Annotated in this window: 15 protein-coding genes; 5 read left to right on the top strand and 10 right to left on the bottom strand. The window is 74.3% G+C overall.

The window, feature by feature from the left end; all coding sequences use genetic code 11:
- Positions 1–6 precede the first annotated feature (6 nt).
- From nadC to ACIG3E_RS03840, 4 genes are read right to left on the bottom strand one after another with little or no spacing between them, the layout of a single operon-like run.
- Entirely contained in the window at positions 7–1,029 is a 1,023-nt protein-coding gene (nadC, locus tag ACIG3E_RS03825) for a carboxylating nicotinate-nucleotide diphosphorylase (protein ID WP_399610879.1), read from the bottom strand.
- Positions 1,026–2,729, bottom strand: coding sequence for an L-aspartate oxidase (locus tag ACIG3E_RS03830; protein WP_399610882.1), 1,704 nt, complete (start codon positions 2,727–2,729; stop codon positions 1,026–1,028). The genes nadC and ACIG3E_RS03830 overlap by 4 nt, the downstream gene beginning before the upstream one ends.
- 55 nt (positions 2,730–2,784) lie before the next feature.
- Positions 2,785–3,786, bottom strand: a complete 1,002-nt coding sequence (gene panC / locus ACIG3E_RS03835; RefSeq protein ID WP_399610884.1) for a pantoate--beta-alanine ligase — start codon at positions 3,784–3,786, stop codon at positions 2,785–2,787.
- Positions 3,783–4,781, bottom strand: a complete 999-nt coding sequence (locus ACIG3E_RS03840) for a Rossmann-like and DUF2520 domain-containing protein (RefSeq protein WP_399610885.1) — start codon at positions 4,779–4,781, stop codon at positions 3,783–3,785. The genes panC and ACIG3E_RS03840 overlap by 4 nt, the downstream gene beginning before the upstream one ends.
- 136 nt (positions 4,782–4,917) lie before the next feature.
- On the opposite strand from ACIG3E_RS03840, the gene ACIG3E_RS03845 reads away from it, so the two are divergent.
- Positions 4,918–6,156 (top strand): threonine aldolase family protein, encoded by a 1,239-nt coding sequence (locus ACIG3E_RS03845; protein WP_399610887.1) that lies wholly within the window; start codon positions 4,918–4,920, stop codon positions 6,154–6,156.
- Here the strand turns inward: ACIG3E_RS03845 and ACIG3E_RS03850 are convergent.
- Positions 6,116–6,352: a hypothetical protein gene (locus tag ACIG3E_RS03850; RefSeq protein ID WP_242720588.1), complete on the bottom strand. Its 237-nt coding sequence runs from the start codon at positions 6,350–6,352 to the stop codon at positions 6,116–6,118. The two genes, ACIG3E_RS03845 and ACIG3E_RS03850, sit on opposite strands and share 41 nt — an antisense overlap.
- 284 nt (positions 6,353–6,636) lie before the next feature.
- On the opposite strand from ACIG3E_RS03850, the gene ACIG3E_RS03855 reads away from it, so the two are divergent.
- Positions 6,637–7,746: a DUF5937 family protein gene (locus tag ACIG3E_RS03855; RefSeq protein ID WP_399610890.1), complete on the top strand. Its 1,110-nt coding sequence runs from the start codon at positions 6,637–6,639 to the stop codon at positions 7,744–7,746.
- A 28-nt stretch (positions 7,747–7,774) separates the two neighbouring features.
- Here ACIG3E_RS03855 and ACIG3E_RS03860 read toward each other — a convergent pair whose 3' ends face one another.
- Positions 7,775–8,449, bottom strand: coding sequence for a response regulator (locus ACIG3E_RS03860; RefSeq protein ID WP_399610892.1), 675 nt, complete (start codon positions 8,447–8,449; stop codon positions 7,775–7,777).
- A gap of 158 nt (positions 8,450–8,607) precedes the next feature.
- Positions 8,608–9,810 (bottom strand): sensor histidine kinase, encoded by a 1,203-nt coding sequence (locus ACIG3E_RS03865; RefSeq protein WP_399610893.1) that lies wholly within the window; start codon positions 9,808–9,810, stop codon positions 8,608–8,610.
- 105 nt (positions 9,811–9,915) lie between these two features.
- Between ACIG3E_RS03865 and ACIG3E_RS03870 the strand changes: the two genes are divergently transcribed.
- Positions 9,916–10,944, top strand: a complete 1,029-nt coding sequence (locus tag ACIG3E_RS03870) for an SAM-dependent methyltransferase (protein ID WP_399610896.1) — start codon at positions 9,916–9,918, stop codon at positions 10,942–10,944.
- Here the strand turns inward: ACIG3E_RS03870 and ACIG3E_RS03875 are convergent.
- The gene (locus ACIG3E_RS03875) at positions 10,909–12,051 is read right to left on the bottom strand and encodes an NADH-quinone oxidoreductase subunit D (protein WP_399612142.1); all 1,143 of its coding nucleotides are present in this window, start codon (positions 12,049–12,051) and stop codon (positions 10,909–10,911) included. The genes ACIG3E_RS03870 and ACIG3E_RS03875 overlap by 36 nt on opposite strands.
- Before the next feature lie 114 nt (positions 12,052–12,165).
- Here ACIG3E_RS03875 and ACIG3E_RS03880 point away from each other — a divergent pair, with 114 nt between their 5' ends.
- Together ACIG3E_RS03880 and ACIG3E_RS03885 are read left to right on the top strand one after the other, a co-directional pair.
- Positions 12,166–12,678: a PH domain-containing protein gene (locus ACIG3E_RS03880; protein ID WP_399610899.1), complete on the top strand. Its 513-nt coding sequence runs from the start codon at positions 12,166–12,168 to the stop codon at positions 12,676–12,678.
- A gap of 80 nt (positions 12,679–12,758) precedes the next feature.
- On the top strand, positions 12,759–14,033 hold the full coding sequence (locus ACIG3E_RS03885; RefSeq protein ID WP_399612144.1) for a PH domain-containing protein: 1,275 nt from the start codon (positions 12,759–12,761) through the stop codon (positions 14,031–14,033).
- Positions 14,034–14,214: 181 nt separating this feature from the next.
- On the opposite strand, the gene ACIG3E_RS03890 is transcribed toward ACIG3E_RS03885, so the two are convergent.
- Together ACIG3E_RS03890 and ACIG3E_RS03895 are read right to left on the bottom strand one after the other, a co-directional pair.
- Positions 14,215–15,195 carry a hypothetical protein gene (locus ACIG3E_RS03890; protein ID WP_399610902.1) on the bottom strand — a complete coding sequence of 327 codons (981 nt, stop codon included), beginning with the start codon at positions 15,193–15,195 and terminating at the stop codon, positions 14,215–14,217.
- Between the two features lie 159 nt (positions 15,196–15,354).
- A complete protein-coding gene (locus ACIG3E_RS03895; protein WP_399610905.1) occupies positions 15,355–16,317 on the bottom strand; it encodes an ABC transporter substrate-binding protein in 963 nt (320 codons plus the stop codon).
- Positions 16,318–16,331 lie beyond the last annotated feature (14 nt).

The raw sequence follows: 16,331 nt of genomic DNA on the forward strand, positions 1-16,331 counted from the left end.
GGCGGGTTACTCCGCCCCGCGCGCGGGGGCCTCGGTGGCGTCCCTCAGGTCGAGGCCGATGTCCAGGATCGGCGAGGAGTGCGTGAGGGCGCCCACCGCGAGGAAGTCGACGCCCGTGTCCGCGTACGCCCTGGCGTTCTCCAGGGTGAGGCGGCCGGAGGACTCCAGGAGCGCGCGGCCGCCGACGATCGCGACGGCCTCCGCGGTCTCCCCGGGCGTGAAGTTGTCCAGGAGGATCAGGTCGGCGCCCGCCTCCACGACCTCGCGCAGCTGGTGCAGGGTGTCCACCTCGACCTCGACCGCCACGTCCGGGAAGGCGTCCCGGACGGCTTTGAAGGCCTGGGCCACGCCGCCCGCCGCGACCACGTGGTTGTCCTTGACGAGGGCCGCGTCGGCGAGCGACATGCGGTGGTTGACGCCGCCGCCCGCGCGGACGGCGTACTTCTCCAGGGAGCGCAGGCCCGGCGTCGTCTTGCGGGTGTCGCGGACCTTCGTGCCGGTGCCCTCCAGGGCGTCCGCCCACGCGCGCGTGGCGGTCGCGATGCCGGACAGGCGGCACAGCACGTTCAGCGCGCTGCGCTCGGCGGTGAGCAGGTCGCGGGTGCGGGTGGTGATGCTCATCAGGACGTCACCGGCCTCGACGCGCTCGCCGTCCTCGACGTGCCGCTCGACCTCGAACTCGTCCGCGCAGACCACGGAGACGATGGCCTCGGCGACCCTGAGGCCCGCGACGGTGCCCGCCTGGCGCGCGGTGAAGTCGGCGGTGGCGACGGCCTCTTCGGGGATGGTGGCGACCGTCGTGACGTCCACGGCGTCCGGCGAGAACTCCATGTCCTCGGCGATCGCGAGGTGGGCGATGTCCTCGACCTGGACGGGGTCGAGCCCGGCGTCGGCGAGGAGCTGGGCGAGCGACGGGTCGAGTCCGCAGGCCATGGCGTCGGGCGCCTCGTCGCCGCAGCCGCAGGCGTCGCCGCAACCGCTGTCGGCGAGGGGGAGTTCGGGGGTGCCGGTGGTGCTCACGTCGGTCACTGCTCCTGGGTGCTTGGGAAGCTGGCGTTGTCGGTGGTGCGGGTGGCGAGCGTGCGGTCGGGGTTGATGCGGACGACGATGTGGCGTCCCCACGCCTCGTCGTCGCGGGTCCCGTGGTCCTCGCGCCAGTGGCAGCCACGAGTCTCCTCGCGCCGCTGGGCCGCCGCCACCAGGACGCGGGCCACGCACAGGAGGTTGGTGGTCTCCCAGGCGTCGACGCCCGGCTCGGCGGTCTTGCCGTCCTCGGCGAGCGCGCCCGCCGCGGCCGCGTGGATCCCGGCGAGCCGCTCGGCGGCCTCGGCGAGCGAGGCGGCGGAACGCAGCACTCCGGCGCCCTCGGTCATGGCCCGCTGGATGGCGAAGCGGGCCTCCGGGGGCAGCAGCGGGTGGGCGGGCTGCTCCGGGGCCGCCAGCGGGGCGGGCACGCGCGCGTGGAGGGTGTCCGCGGCCTGCCGGGCGGCGATGTCCGCCGCGATGCGCTCGGCGTAGACCAGGCCCTCCAGGAGGGAGTTGGACGCCAGCCGGTTCGCGCCGTGCACGCCCGTGCAGGCGACCTCGCCGCACGCGTACAGGCCCGGCACGGTGGTGCGGCCGTGCAGGTCGGTGCGGACTCCGCCGGAGGCGTAGTGCGCGGCGGGAGCGACCGGGATCGGCTCGGTCACCGGGTCGATGCCGTGGGCCCGGCAAGCGGCGAGGATCGTCGGGAAGCGCCTGGCCCACATGTCGGCGCCGAAGTGGCGGCCGTCCAAGTACATGTGCTCGGCGCCCTGTTCCAGCATGCGGCGCGTGATGCCCTTGGCGACGATGTCGCGCGGGGCCAGCTCGGCGAGCTCGTGGGCGCCCACCATGAAGCGCACGCCGTCCGCGTCCACGAGGTGGGCGCCCTCGCCGCGCACGGCCTCGGAGACCAGCGGCTGCTGGCCCTCCGCGTCGGCGCCCAGGAAGAGCACCGTCGGGTGGAACTGCACGAACTCCAGGTCGGAGACCTCCGCGCCCGCGCGCAGGGCGAGGGCCACGCCGTCGCCCGTGGACACGGACGGGTTCGTCGTCGCCGAGAAGACCTGGCCCATGCCGCCGGTGGCGAGCACCACGGCGGGCGCGCGCACGGCGCCCACGCCGTCGTGCTGGCCCTCCCCCATGACGTGCAGGGTCACGCCCGCCGCGTGCCCGTCGGCGTCCGTCAGGAGGTCCAGGACCAGGGCGTTCTCGACGGTGGGTATGCCGCGCTCGCGGACCGCTTCGACGAGGGCGCGGGAGATCTCCGCGCCGGTCGCGTCGCCGCCCGCGTGCGCGATGCGGCTGCGGTGGTGGCCGCCCTCGCGGGTCAGGGCAAGACCGCCTCCGGCGGCCGCGTCGAACCGGGCGCCCGTCTCGATGAGGCGGCGCACGGCGTCGGGGCCCTCGGTGACCAGGAGGCGCACCGCCGCCTCGTCGCACAGGCCCGCGCCCGCCACGAGGGTGTCGTCCAGGTGCTGCTCGGGGGTGTCGCCCTCGCCGAGCGCGGCGGCTATGCCGCCCTGCGCCCAGCGCGTGGAGCCGTCGTCCAGGCGGGCCTTGGTGACGACGACGGTCTCCAGGCCCGCCGCCGCGCAGCGCAGCGCGGCCGTCAGACCGGCCACTCCGGAGCCGACGACCACGACGTCGGCGGCCAGCGACCAGCCGGGGGCGGGAGCGTGCAGCCGTATGCCAGTACCGCTCATGCGAGGGCTCCGATCACGGTCGTACGGGGGCGCGTGGCGGCCCCGGTGGGCGCGGTCACGCTGGACCTCCGAAGGTCAGCGGGATGTTGTCGATGAGGCGGGTCGTGCCGACCTTGGCGGCGACGGCGAGCACCGCCTCGCCCCGGTGGCCGCGCACGACCGGCCGGAAGTCCGACGGGTCGACGAGCGCCGCGTAGTCCAGGACGAGCGGGGGCCGAAGGCGCGCCGCCTCGTCGAGGACCTGCCGCGCGGCCGCGAGGACGGCCTCGGGGCCCGCGGGCGCGGCCTGGGCGACCGCGTGGGCGTCGGCGGCCGCGCGGGACTCACCGAGCGCGTTCAGCGCGTCCGCGCGCGCCGGGGTGGCCGGGGCGAGCGCCGCACGCGCGCGCAGGGCCTCCTGCGCGGCGTGCCGGTCGCGGCCCGCGAACAGGGCGCGGGAGAGCGCGAGCGCGGTGTGCCGCTCGGCCGGGGACAGGTAGCGGTTGCGGCTGGAGCGGGCGAGGCCGTCCTCCTCGCGGACCGTGGGCACGCCGACGATCTCCACGGGGAAGTTCAGATCCCGCACCATGCGGCGGATCAGGGCGAGCTGCTGGGCGTCCTTCTGGCCGAACAGCGCCACGTCGGGGGCCGTCAGGTGCAGCAGCTTGGCGACGACGGTGAGCACGCCGTCGAAGTGGCCGGGGCGCGTGGCGCCTTCGAGGACCGTGCCCATGGGGCCCGCGCCGACGCGCACCTGGGGCTCGCCGCCGGGGTAGACCTCCTCCACGGAGGGCGCGAACACGGCGTCGGCGCCCGCCTGCTCGGAGGTCTTCACATCGGCTTCCAGGGTGCGCGGATAGCGGTCCAGGTCCTCGCCCGCGCCGAACTGGAGCGGGTTCACGAAGACCGTGACGACGACCTCGCCGTCGGCGCCCGCCGCGCGCCGCGCCTCGCGGATCAGCGTGGCGTGGCCCTCGTGCAGGGCCCCCATGGTCATGACGACGGCCCGGCGGCCCGTACGCGCGCGTGCGTGCAGGTCGTCGGCGGTGTGCAGCAGCCGGATCGGTGCGCCGCTCATCGGTCTCCTCCGTCCGCTCCGCCGTCGCGGAATCCCTCGGTGCCGCCCGCGGCTCCTCCGGGGCCCGCGAGCACGCCGAGGAGGTCCTCGGCGAGCTCCGGCTTCAGGAGGCCGTGCGCGAGGGCGCGGTCGGCGGTGGCGCGGGCCATCGCCAGATACCCGGCCACGGTCTGCGGCGCGTGCTTGCGCAGCTCGGCGACGTGTGCGGCGACGGTGCCCGCGTCCCCGCGCGCGACCGGGCCGGTCAGCGCGGCGTCACCGGAGCGCAGGGCGTTGTCCAGGGCGGCGCCGAGCAGCGGGCCGAGCATGCGGTCGGGGGCCGCGACGCCCGCGCCGCGCAGCAGCTCCATGGACTCGGCGACCAGGGTCACCAGGTGGTTGGCGCCGAGCGCGAGCGCCGCGTGGTACAGCGGCCTGGCGTCCTCGGCGATCCACTCGGGCTCGCCGCCCATCTCGATGACCAGGGCCTCGGCGGCGAGCCGCAGCTCCTCGGGCGCGGTCACGCCGAAGGAGCACCCGGCCAGGCGCTGGACGTCCACGGGGGTGCCGGTGAAGGTCATCGCGGGGTGCAGCGCGAGCGGCAGCGCCCCGGCGCGCAGCGCGGGGTCGAGGATCTTCGCGCCGTACCGCCCGGAGGTGTGCGCCAGGAGCTGTCCGGGGCGCACCGCGCCGGTCTCGGCGAGGCCTTCGACGAGGCCGGGAAGGGCGTCGTCGGGCACGGTCAGGAGCACCAGGTCGGCGCGCTCAAGGACCTGCGCGGGCGGGACCACGGGCACGTCCGGGAGCATGGCCGCGGCCCGCCTGACGGAGCTGTCGGAGACGCCCGAGACGGCCACCGGACGGTGCCCGGCGAGCTGCAGCGCGGCGGCGAGGGCGGGGCCGACGCGGCCCGCGCCGACGACGCCCACGGTGAGCCGCGCGGGCCGGTCCTTGGGGTCGGGGCCGTGGCCCGCTCGGGGGTCGGAGTGGGGCTCCGGCCGGTGAGGTGCGTTCACGCGATGACGCCTTCCCGTTCCAGTCCGCTCGGGGTACCGGACGATTTCTCGTCATGCTAACGCTATCCGTCCGCGCGGCGCCGTCGGCTGTCCACAGGCTGTGGGCATTCGTACGACCGCGCGGGATGATCTGTGGATGACCGCACACGACGCGCGGGACGACGCGCTCACTCCGCAGGAGAGCCCCGGCGCGGCCGGGCCGGAAACCCGTCAGGAGGACCCCGGGGCGGCCGGGCCCGCAGGCCGGGGCGAACCCGACGAGCGGGAGCGGCGCATCGCGGCGGCCCGGGGCGCTCGGCGGCTCCTCGCCCGCCACCCGGTGACGGTTCCGCTCGGCGAGCACCTCACCGCCCTCGCCGCGGGCGCGGCGGACGTCGCGGACCTGGAAGGACCCGCCGACCTGTACGGCGACGGCGTGGTCGAGGACCTGGAGGACGAGGTCGCGCGGCTGCTCGGCAAGGAGGCCGCCGCGTTCTTCCCGACGGGCACGATGGCGCAGCAGGTGGCGCTGCGCTGCTGGGCGGGCCGCACCGGCAACGCGACGGTGGCGCTGCACCCGCGCTCCCACCCGGAGGTCCACGAACGGGACGCCCTGGTCACGGTGAGCGGTCTGCGCACGGCGCACCCCACGGACGCCCCGCGCCCGCCCACGGCCGATGAGGTGCGGGACTTCGAGGAGCCCTTCGGCACGCTGATGCTCGAACTGCCCCTCAGGGAGCCCGGTTTCCTGCTGCCCACGTGGGACGAGCTCCAGGAGGTGGTGGCCGCGGCACGCGAGCGGGACGCCGTGGTCCACTTCGACGGTGCCCGGCTGTGGGAGTGCACACCGCACTTCGACCGCCCCCTGGACGAGATCGCCGGGCTCGCGGACAGCGTGTACGTGTCGTTCTACAAGTCCCTGGGGGGCATCGCGGGCGCCGCGCTCGCCGGTCCGGAGACGCTCGTCGAGGAGGCGCGGGCCTGGCGGCACCGCTACGGAGGGCTCGGTTTCCAGCAGTTCCCGACCGCCCTGTCGGCGCTGCTCGGCCTGCGGAACGTCCTGCCGCGCCTGCCGGATTACGTGGCCCACGCGCGCGTGGTCGCCGACGCGCTGGGCGAGGCCTTCGAGGCCTCCAGGGTGCCGTGGTCGCGCGTGCACCCGCGGCCGCCGCACACCCACCAGTTCCAGGTGTGGCTGCCGTACCCGCCCGACGTGCTGAACGAGGCGGCCCTCGCGCAGGCCGAGGAGACGAAGACCCTGCTGTTCTGGCGCTGGTTCCCGGACGGCCCGCCCGGCCTGTCCGTCACGGAGGTCACCGTGGCCGGGCCGGGGCTCGCGTGGACGGCCGACGACGTCAGGGAAGCGGTCGCGGAGTTCGTACGGCGCCTCCCCTGAGGCCGTGCAGGGCCCGGCGGAGGGCGGCCCGCAGCCGTCCGTGCGCGGGACGTTCGTGGACCACGGCCTGGAACCGGCCGTAGTCGCGCACCTCGCGCACGACCTGCCAGTCGTGGGCACCGGGCGCGGGCGGCGCGGCCTCGCCGTGCTGGGCGGCGCGGTAGCTGTCGAGCAGGAACTGCTGGGTGACGCTCATGACGTACGACCTTTCATGGCAAATGGTACTTAACGGGCAGCGCAGGGGCGGCGGGACCCGTCGGACGCTGGGGCAGGGCCCCGAGGACCGGTGAGCGGGAGGCAGAGAGGGGACCGGAGGGAGGGACGGGGCCAGGCGGAGCGGCCCCGTCGGGGCGGGGCGGCGGCATCGGCGCCCCGTCGATGGCTCAAGCCTGCGCCAGGCCCGGCGGCCAGGTCCCGCCGATTGACGTCAGTCGTCAATCGACGGCGGCGATGTCAGTGGCCCGGTGCACCATGGGGACCATGAGCGTGAGCATCGACATCACCGGCCTGGCGCCGGAGCGGGTCCATGTCGTGCCCTCGCCCCTCGCCGAGCTCGGCATGGCGCTGCACGCCCTGTCCGAGCCCGGTCACCACCCGGGGCTGCAGGGCTGGGCGACGGCGGTCACCGCGCGTCTGGACCAGAGCCTCGCGGACCGCCTGTGCGAGGCGGACTTCCTGTGGCGGACGACGTTCTCGGACGTCTTCGCGCCGTTCGCGGGCATCCCCGGCAAGCGGGCGCTGCCCGGTGCCACGCTCGCCGAGGAGCTCGACCAGCTGGACAAGCTGACGGACGAGCAGTTCGTGGACGCCGCCCTGGAGTTCACCTGCCAGCTCGCCTACGACCAGAACCGCGTGACGGACCCGCTGAACGACCCGGACATGCGCCGCCACGCCCTGGAGCTGGCCGCCGCCCGGGGCGAGCACCAAGTGGCGTTCACCGAGCGCCTCCTGGACGACCCGCCCGCCGTGCGCGCCTGGTTCCGCCAGCTGATGCAGGACTGCGACGAGGCGTTCTTCTCGGACACCTGGGCCCGGGTGAGCCACCAGCTCGCCGCGGACGCCCGGCACAAGACCGAGCTGCTGCGCCGCAAGGGCCTCGGCGAGGCCCTCAGGGCGATGTCCGGGGCGGTGACCCTGGACGAGGAGGCCCGGCGGATCACGGTCGACAAGATGGCGTCGGGTCACACCAGGACGGCCGAGGGCGGCCTCGTCCTGGTGCCGACCAGCCTCGGCTGGCCCCACGTGATGGTCCTGCACCGGTACGGCTGGCAGTCCTCGATCACCTACCCCATCAGGTCCCCCGGCCTGACCGAGCCCGCCTCCGTGGAGCAGCTCACCCGCCGCATGGCCGCGCTCTCGCACCCGGTGCGGATGCGCCTGTGCCGCCACCTGGCCCGCGGCGCGTACACCACGGGTGAGCTGGCGGACGCCCACGGCATGACGGCCCCGGAGATATCCCGGCACCTGAGCGTCCTGAAGAAGGCCGAGCTGATCACCACCCGCCGCCGCGGCCGGTACGTGCAGCACCAGCTGGACCTGGGCGTGGTCTCGCGGCTCGGCAGCGAGTTCATCGAGGGCGTGCTCCGGTAGGCCGCGCCGGGCCCGCCGAAGGGGGGTGTCAGCCCCCGCCGCCGCCCGCGCGCACCAGGCCGGTCTCGTAGGCGAGCACCACCACCTGCACTCGGTCGCGCAGCCCCAGCTTGGTCAGGATGCGGCCCACGTGGGTCTTCACGGTCGCCTCGGACAGCACGAGACGGGCCGCGATCTCGCCGTTCGACAGGCCCTGGGCGACGAGCACCATGACCTCGCGCTCGCGCTCGGTGAGCCGCTCGAGGCCCTTGTGCTGCGGCTGCCCCGCCGTGCCCGGCAGCATCGGCGCGAACCGGTCGAGCAGCCGCCGCGTCGTGGACGGCGCGACCACCGCGTCACCGCTGTGCACGGCCCGGATCGCGGCGAGCAGCTCGCCGGGCGGCACGTCCTTGAGCATGAACCCGGACGCGCCCGCCTTCAGGCCCGAGAAGGCGTACTCGTCGAGGTCGAAGGTCGTCAGGATCAGCACCTTCGGGGGGTTGGCGGCGGAGCAGATGCGGCGCGTCGTCTCCACGCCGTCCAGCTTCGGCATGCGCACGTCCATCAGGACCACGTCGACCGCCGTGGACCGCAGCACCTGCAGGGCCTCCACGCCGTCGCCCGCCTCGGCGACGACCTCCATGTCCGGCTGGGCGGCGAGGACCATCCGGAATCCGGTGCGCAGCAGCACCTGGTCGTCGACGAGCATCACGCGGATGGACATCACACGGTCCCTTCAGGGTGGATCGGCGGCAAGGACATCGGCACGACGGGCGGGAGCGGGCCGAAGCAGCACTCCACGGGCGGAGTCAACCACGGCGGCACGGCCCCGGCGCAGTCGCCGACGTCGCCGCCCCTGTCCCGGCGCACCGGTGACAGGTGTCAGTGTGCGGGTTTGAGCGGCAGCAGCGCGCTGATGCGGAATCCGCCGCCCGGCCGCGGGCCCGCGTCCAGGGTGCCGCCGACCATGCCGACGCGCTCGCGCATGCCGATCAGGCCGTGGCCGCTGCCGTCCGCGCCGCCGTCCTCGTACAGCTCGTGCGGGGCGCCCTTGCCGTCGTCCTCCACGAGCAGCCCGAGGCCGTCGTCGAAGTAGACGAGCCGGACGCTGGCCCCGGCGTTCTCACCGCCGTGCTTGCGGGTGTTGGTGAGGGCCTCCTGCACGATGCGGTACGCCGTCAGCTCCACGCCGCTGGGCAGCGGACGCGGGGTGCCCTCGACCTTGAAGTCGACCGGCAGACCGGCGTTGCGCACCTGCTCGATGAGCTCGTCGAGCTGCTCGACGTCCGGCTGCGGGACGTACTCCCCGCTCTCCTCGGGCTCGCCGGTGCGCAGCACGCCGAGCAGCCTGCGCATCTCCGCGAGCGCCTGGCGGCCGGTGCCGGAGATCGTCGCGAGGGCCTGCTTGGCCTGGTCGGGCGCCGCGTCCAGGACGTACGCGGCGCCGTCGGCCTGGACGACCATCACCGACACGTTGTGCGCGACGACGTCGTGCAGTTCGCGGGCGATGCGGGCGCGCTCGGCCGCGACCGCGACCTTGGCCTGTGCCTCGCGCTCCTTCTCCAGGCGGGCGGCCCGCTCCTCCAGCTGCGCGAGGTAGGCGCGGCGGGTGCGGATCGAGTCGCCGAGCACCCAGGCGAGGGCGAAGGGCACGACCATGAAGACGGTGTAGAGCACCTTGCCCCACACACCGGTCGCCGTGTCCGGCCAGCGCAGCTGCGACAGCGGCGCGGCCGCGAGGCCGCCGGTGAGGGCGAACCGCGAGGCCCACTTGGGGCCGTCGGCGGCCGCCGTGTAGATGATGACGAGCATCGCGAAGTTCGCCGTGTTCGGCCGCACGTCGCCGGCCATCTGCACGAGGCCGAGCACCGCGGCGAGCACGAGCATCTGTTCCGTGAACCGGCGGCGCAGCGCCACCACCACGCACAGGCCGATGACGACCGGGATCGCGGCCAACGTGGGGTCGTGGCCCTCCGAGTCGGCGACGGCCACCACGCTCAGCCCGGAGAGACCGAGGAGGACGAACGCCCAGAAGGCGTCGACCCCCGTCGGGTGTCTGCGGAGAAAGTCATAGAGGCGCTGCACGTAACCCAGCGTAGGCAACCGGTCCGGGCCCCCGGGTCAACCCGAGGAGCGATCCGTACGGCCGTCTCGTACTCCCCAAGGTGGAGGCCGCATAGCCTTCTCGCTGTGACGCACGAGGCACAGCGAGCGGCAGGGCGCCCCGCACGGGGCTGGCGGGAGGCCACCGAGGAGGCCCTGTACGGGCCGTACGGCTTCTACCGCAGGCCCGAGGGACCGGCGGGGCACTTCCGCACCTCCGTGCACGCCTCGCCCCTGTACGCGGCCGCCGTGGCCCGGCTCCTGCGCCGCGTGGACGCCGCGCTCGGGCACCCCCAGGAGCTGGCGTTCGTGGACGTGGGCGCGGGCCGCGGCGAGCTGACGACGGGCGTCCTCGCGGAGCTGCCCGCCGACGTGGCGGCCCGCACGCGCGCGTACGCGGTGGAACGCGCCACACGCCCCGAAGGCCTCGATCCGCGCGTGCGGTGGTGTGCCGCCCCGCCCGCGGGGGCGAGCGGCCTGCTCTTCGCCAACGAGTGGCTCGACAACGTCCCCCTGGACGTCGCCGAGACCGCCCCCGACGGCTCGGTGCGCCAGGTCCTCGTCCAGGACGACGGCACCGAGGAGCTCGGCGGCCCCCTGCCGGGCCCCGACGCCGACTGGCTGGCCCGGTGGTGGCCCCTGGGCACCGAGCCCGGCCTGCGGGCGGAGATCGGCCGCCCCCGGGACGCGGCCTGGGCGGCGGCCGTCGCGACGCTGGACCGCGGCCTCGCCGTCGCCGTCGACTACGCGCACACCCGGGACGCGCGGCCGCCCTTCGGGACGCTGACGGGCTTTCGCGACGGCCGGGAGACCGTGCCCGTGCCGGACGGCGGCTGCGACATCACCGCCCATGTGGCCCTCGACGCCTGCGCCCTGCCCGGCGGACGGCTGCTCACCCAGCGGGCCGCGCTCGCCGCCCTGGGGGTGCGCGGCGGCCGCCCGCCGCTGGCCCTGGCCTCCACCGACCCGGCCGCGTACGTCCGCGCCCTCACGCGCGCGGGCGAGGCGGCGGAGCTGACCGCGCGGGGCGGGCTCGGCGACTTCCGCTGGCTGACGCAGCCGGTGGGGATCCCGGACCCGCTACTTGTCGATGTCGCCGACCACGAAGAACAGTGACCCCAGGATCGCCACCATGTCGGCGACCAGCTGCCCCGGCAGGAGCTCGGTGAGCGCCTGGATGTTGTTGTACGACGCCGAGCGGAGCTTGAGGCGGTACGGGGTCTTCTCGCCCTTGGACACCAGGTAGTAGCCGTTGATGCCGAGCGGGTTCTCCGTCCACGCGTACGTGTGGCCCTCGGGGGCCTTGAGCACCTTCGGCAGGCGCTGGTTGATGGGTCCCTGGGGCAGCTCCGCGATCCGGTCGAGGCAGGCGTCCGCGAGGTCGAGGGCGTTGTGCGTCTGCTCCAGGAGGCACTCGAAGCGCGCCAGGCAGTCGCCCTCCTCGCGGGTCACCACCTTCAGGACGTCACCCAGCTCCCCGTACGCCAGATACGGCTCGTCGCGGCGCAGGTCGAAGTCCACTCCGGAGGCACGGGCGATGGGACCGCTCACCCCGTAGGCATGCACCGCCTCTTCGGAGAGCACGCCCACGCCGCGCGTGCGTCCCCGGAAGATCTCGTTGCCGAGCACCAGGCGGTCGTACACGTCCATGCGGGAACGCACCGAGGCGACGGCCGCACGCGCGCGGGTGGTCCAGCCCGCGGGCAGGTCCTCCTTGAGACCGCCGACCCGGTTGAACATGTAGTGCATCCGGCCGCCGGAGATCTCCTCCATGACGTTCTGGAGTTCCTCGCGCTCCCGGAAGGCGTAGAAGACCGGCGTGATGCCGCCCAGTTCCAGCGGGTACGAGCCGAGGAACATCAGGTGGTTCAGCACGCGGTTCAGCTCGGCGAGCAGCGTGCGCGTCCACACCGCGCGCGGGGGCACCTCCATGCCGAGCATCCGCTCCACGGCGAGCACCACGCCCAGCTCGTTCGAGAACGCCGACAGCCAGTCGTGGCGGTTGGCCAGCATCACGATCTGCCGGTAGTCGCGCGCCTCGAAGAGCTTCTCCGCGCCCCGGTGCATATAGCCGATGACCGGCTCCGCGTGCTGGACGCGCTCGCCGTCCAGGACGAGGCGCAGGCGCAGCACGCCGTGGGTGGACGGGTGCTGCGGCCCGATGTTCAGCACCATGTCCGTGCTCTCGGCGGCACCGCCGACACCGACCGTCGTCTCGGTCAGCTCCGTACCCGCCACTGTCCGCGTCTTCCCGTGCTCCGTCGTGGGGCTCATGCGCACAGTCTGACGCACGGGCGCGGCCACGCCACTGTCAGATGCCGTACGTAGTCTTGAGGCATGGAGACGGGGACGGGGGCGTCGGGGACGGCGCCCGGCGCGGACGCGGGCGAGCCGGTGTGGACCGGGCTGCCGCGCGGGCTGCTGAGGATGCGCCGGATGCTGCTCGTGGTCTGGCTGGTGCCGACCGCGGTGGCGCTCGGGGTGCTGCTCGGCCTGTTCGCCGGACCCGTCTGGGCCGTCCTCGCGGCCCTTCCGCTCGCCCTCGCGGCCTGGGGCTGGGTCCTCCTGGAGCGCAACTGGCGCTCCTGGCGGTACGCGGAGCGAGTCGACGACCTGCTCATCAGCCGCGGCGTGCTGTGGCGCGAGGAGACGGTCGTGCCGTACGGCCGCATGCAGCTCGTCGAGGTGACCTCGGGCCCCGTGGAGCGCTACTTCGGCCTCGCCGGGGTCCAGCTGCACACCGCGGCGGCCGCCACGGACGCGCGCGTCCCCGGCCTCGACCCGCAGGAGGCCGAGCGCCTCCGCGACCGCCTCACCGAGCTCGGCGAGGCCCGATCGGCGGGGCTGTGACCGGGGAGCCGACCGCCGGGCCGCGCGCGGAGGCCGCGCCCGAGCCGCAGGCCGTCCGGGAGGGCCCGGCGGAGCGGCGGCTGCATCCCGTGACCCCGCTGCGGCGGGCCTGGGCGCCCGTCGCCGTGCTCATGGGCTGGGCCGTCCACGACCCGGACGGCGCCCAGCGCCGCATGGCCGACATGACCGCCACCTCGCTCGCCCTGGTCGCCACGGCGGTCGTCGTCGGCGGCTCCCTGTACGGCTTCCTCAGCTGGTGGTACACGCACTACGCCGTCACCGACACCGAACTGCGCATCCGTACGGGCCTGGTGTTCCGGCGCACCGCGCACATCCGGCTCGACCGGCTCCAGGCCGTCGACCTGACCCAGCCGCTCGCGGCCCGCGTCGTCGGCGTCACCAAGCTGAAGCTGGACGTCGTGGGCACCGACAAGAAGGACGAGCTGGCCTACCTCGGCGAGCGCGACGCCACCGCGCTGCGCGCCGAGCTCCTCGCGCGGGCGGCCGGTTTCGCCCCCGAGACGGCCCACGAGGTCGGCGAGGCGCCCTCGCGGCGGCTGCTGCACGTGCCGCCGCGCATGCTCGCCGTCTCCGTCCTGCTCACCGGCGCGCCCTGGCTGCTGCTGCTCGCCACGCTCGTCGTCCCGACCGTCCTGTGGTTCCTGACGCACAGCGTGTGGACGGTCATCGTGACCGGCATTCCCATGCTCGGCGGCGCCTTCGCCAGCAGCGTCGGCCGCTTCGTCGGGGAGTACGACTGGACGGTCGGCGAGTCACCGGACGGTCTGCGCCTGGACCACGGGCTGCTCGACAAGGCGCACGAGACGGTGCCGCCGGGCCGCGTGCAGTCCGTACGGCTCGTGGAGCCGCTGCTGTGGCGCCGGTTCGGCTGGGTGCGGGTCGAGCTGGACGTGGCCGGGTCGGCGAACGGCGTGCTCGTCCCGGTCGCCCCGCGCGAGCTCGCCGAGTCGGTGATCGCGCAGGTCCTGCCGGGGGTGCGGGTGCCGGGCCCGGACGAGCTGTCCCGGCCGCCCGCGCGCGCGTCGTGGTGCGTCCCGGTGTGGTGGAAGGGGCACGGGCTCGCCGTCACCGACGCGGTGTTCGCCGCGCGGCACGGTCTGCTCCGGCGGCGGCTCTCGCTGGTGCCGCACGCGAAGGTGCAGAGCGTGCGTCTCGTGCAGGGGCCCTGGGAGCGGTTCAAGGGCGTCGCCGACGTGAAGGTGGACACCGGGGCGGGCCGTACGGTTACGGCTCGGCTGCGGCCCGCCGGGGAGGCGGCGGAGCTGTTGCGGGGGCAGGCGGAGCGCTCCCGTACGGGGCGCCGGGCCGCTCGGCCCGACCGGTGGATGGCCTGACCCTGGCCGCCCTCCGCTACCGCGGCGGGGTTTCCCACCCACCCACCCGAAACTCCTCAGCGTTGCCGCCCCGGCCCCGACGCGGAGCGCTGCGGCTGAGTGGTCGGTTCCGCCGCTACCGCGGCGGAGTTTCCCACCCACCCACCCGAAACTCCTCAGCGTTGCCGCCCCGGCCCTCGGCTCAGGCGCGCAGCGCCGTGCGGAGGCCCTTCAGGTCGATCTGCTCCGTCTCGTCGTGCGCGGTCAGGTCGATGACCTGGCCCACGCCGCGCTCCGCGTCGGTCGTCGCGTCCGACGGCTTGAACTCGGCCTCGGCCTCCGCCTTGTGGACCGCGAGGGCCTCCTCGCCCACGACGTCGGCGAGGTCCTCGTTCTGCACGGCGTCGAGGGCGGCCGGGGCGGCGCCCTTCGTGCCGAAGAAGTCGAAGCCGCCCTCTCCGGCGGTCCTGCGAACCGGCGCGGGCGGCACGACGGCCGCCGCGGCCGGAACCAGCAGGTGCGCGCCGGTCGCACGCTCGTGGCCGTCCGTGGCCTCGTCGGGCTCGTCGGCTGCCTCGGGCTCGTCGGCCGCCTCGGGCTCGGCCTCGGGCTCGCCGTGCCGTCCCGCGAGGCGTTCGAGCGCCGCGTTGGCCCGCTCGTACAGCGAAGCCTCGGGCGTCTCGGAGGAGTCCTCCGCAGCTCCCGCGGGCAGCTCCCGCGTGGACGTCGTGGCCTCGATGGCGAGCAGCCGCTGCCCTTCGAGGGCGCTGGCCCGCTCGGTCTCCGCCGTCGCGTACCGGCGCAGCAGCGCGGCGTGTTCGTTGCGCAGCGCGGCCAGCTCCGCCCGCTTGGAGCGCAGCTTGTTCTCCAGCTTGGAGCGCAGCTCACGCGCCTCGTCGAGCTCGGACTCGCACTCCGCTATGCGCTCCTCGTAACGCCACTCCTCGCTCGCGCGCGCCCTGCCGAGCTCCGCGACCCGCTTGCCCGCGGCCCGGTCCCAGCGGCGCATGACGACGGAGCCCAGGACGGCGCTCGCGGCCGCGGCGGCGGCGAGGCCGCGCAGCACGACGGGTTCCGCGAACAGCCAGGCGCCGCCGGCCGCGGCGAGGGAGAAGCCTGCGACCGCCGACGGAGGAAGCAGCCTGTGCAGTGGTGGGGAATGGCGGTGACGTCCACGTGGCATGGCCAGAAACTTACCGCGCGTAGGCGAAGTCTGGTGCCCCGCCCGCCAAAATCCCGGTGCCCCCACCGCAACTCCCCACCCCGCCGAACCACTTCTTCTCCGACCGGCCACTCCACCGCCTCAGGACGGATTCCGCAACCCGGCACGCGATCTCCGCGCCTACTTCTCGATCAGGCCCTTGGACTTCAGATAGTCCTTCGCGACATCGCCTTCCTTCTGGCGCTCCTCGTCGACCTTGCGGTTCAGTTCGATGAGGTCGTCCGTCGTGAGCGTCTTGGTGAGCTTGCCGAGGGCGTCGGCTATCTCCTTGTCGCCCGCCGACTTCTCGTTCACGACGGGAAGGATGTTGTCGGCGTTCTGGAGCTTCTTGTCGTCCTGGAGGATCACGAGGCCGAAGTTCTTCAGCGTCGCGTCCGTGGTCGTCGTCAGGACCAGTTGGTCCGTGCCGTTCTTCACGGCCTGCTTCGACTGGGTGGTGCCGACGCCCTTGGGGTCGATTCCGGCGACGTCGATGCCGTACTTCGTCTTCAGGCCGGGGGCGCAGAACGGCCGCTCCTCGCATTCGTCACCGGCGGCGATCCTGACCTTCTCGCCGGACTTGCCAAGATCCGAAAGCGTCTTGAGCTTATGCTCCTTCGCGTAATCCTTGGTCACCGCGAACGCGTTCTGATCGACCGCGTCACCCGCCGGAAGCACCTTGAGGCCGCGCGCCTTCGCCAGCTCGGTCAGTTCGCCGACCGTCGCCTTGACGTCACTGGACGCGACCGGCTCGGCGTCCGAGCCGTTCTTCTTCCGGTTCAGGAATTCCGCGAGTGTGGCCGCGTATTCGGGGGTGACGTCGATGGAGCCCTTCTTCAGCTCCGGCTCGTACACCTCGCGGTTCTGCACGGTCTTCACCGACGCGTCGTATCCGGCGTCCCGCAGCACGCCCGCGTACAGCTCGGCGAGCACCTTCTGCTCGGTGAACCGCGCCGAGCCCACCACGATCGCGCCCTTGCCGCCGACCGAGTCCTTGTCGTCCTCCAGGCTGTCGCCGCCGCACGCGGCGAGGCCCGCGCCCAGCGTCACGACGGCCGCGGCCGTCCCTGCCATCCGTCGCGCGCGACGCGTTCTGCTGTTCATCGGTGAACCACCAT

The organism is Streptomyces sp. NPDC053474, assembly GCF_044544845.1.
GTDB lineage: Bacteria > Actinomycetota > Actinomycetes > Streptomycetales > Streptomycetaceae > Streptomyces.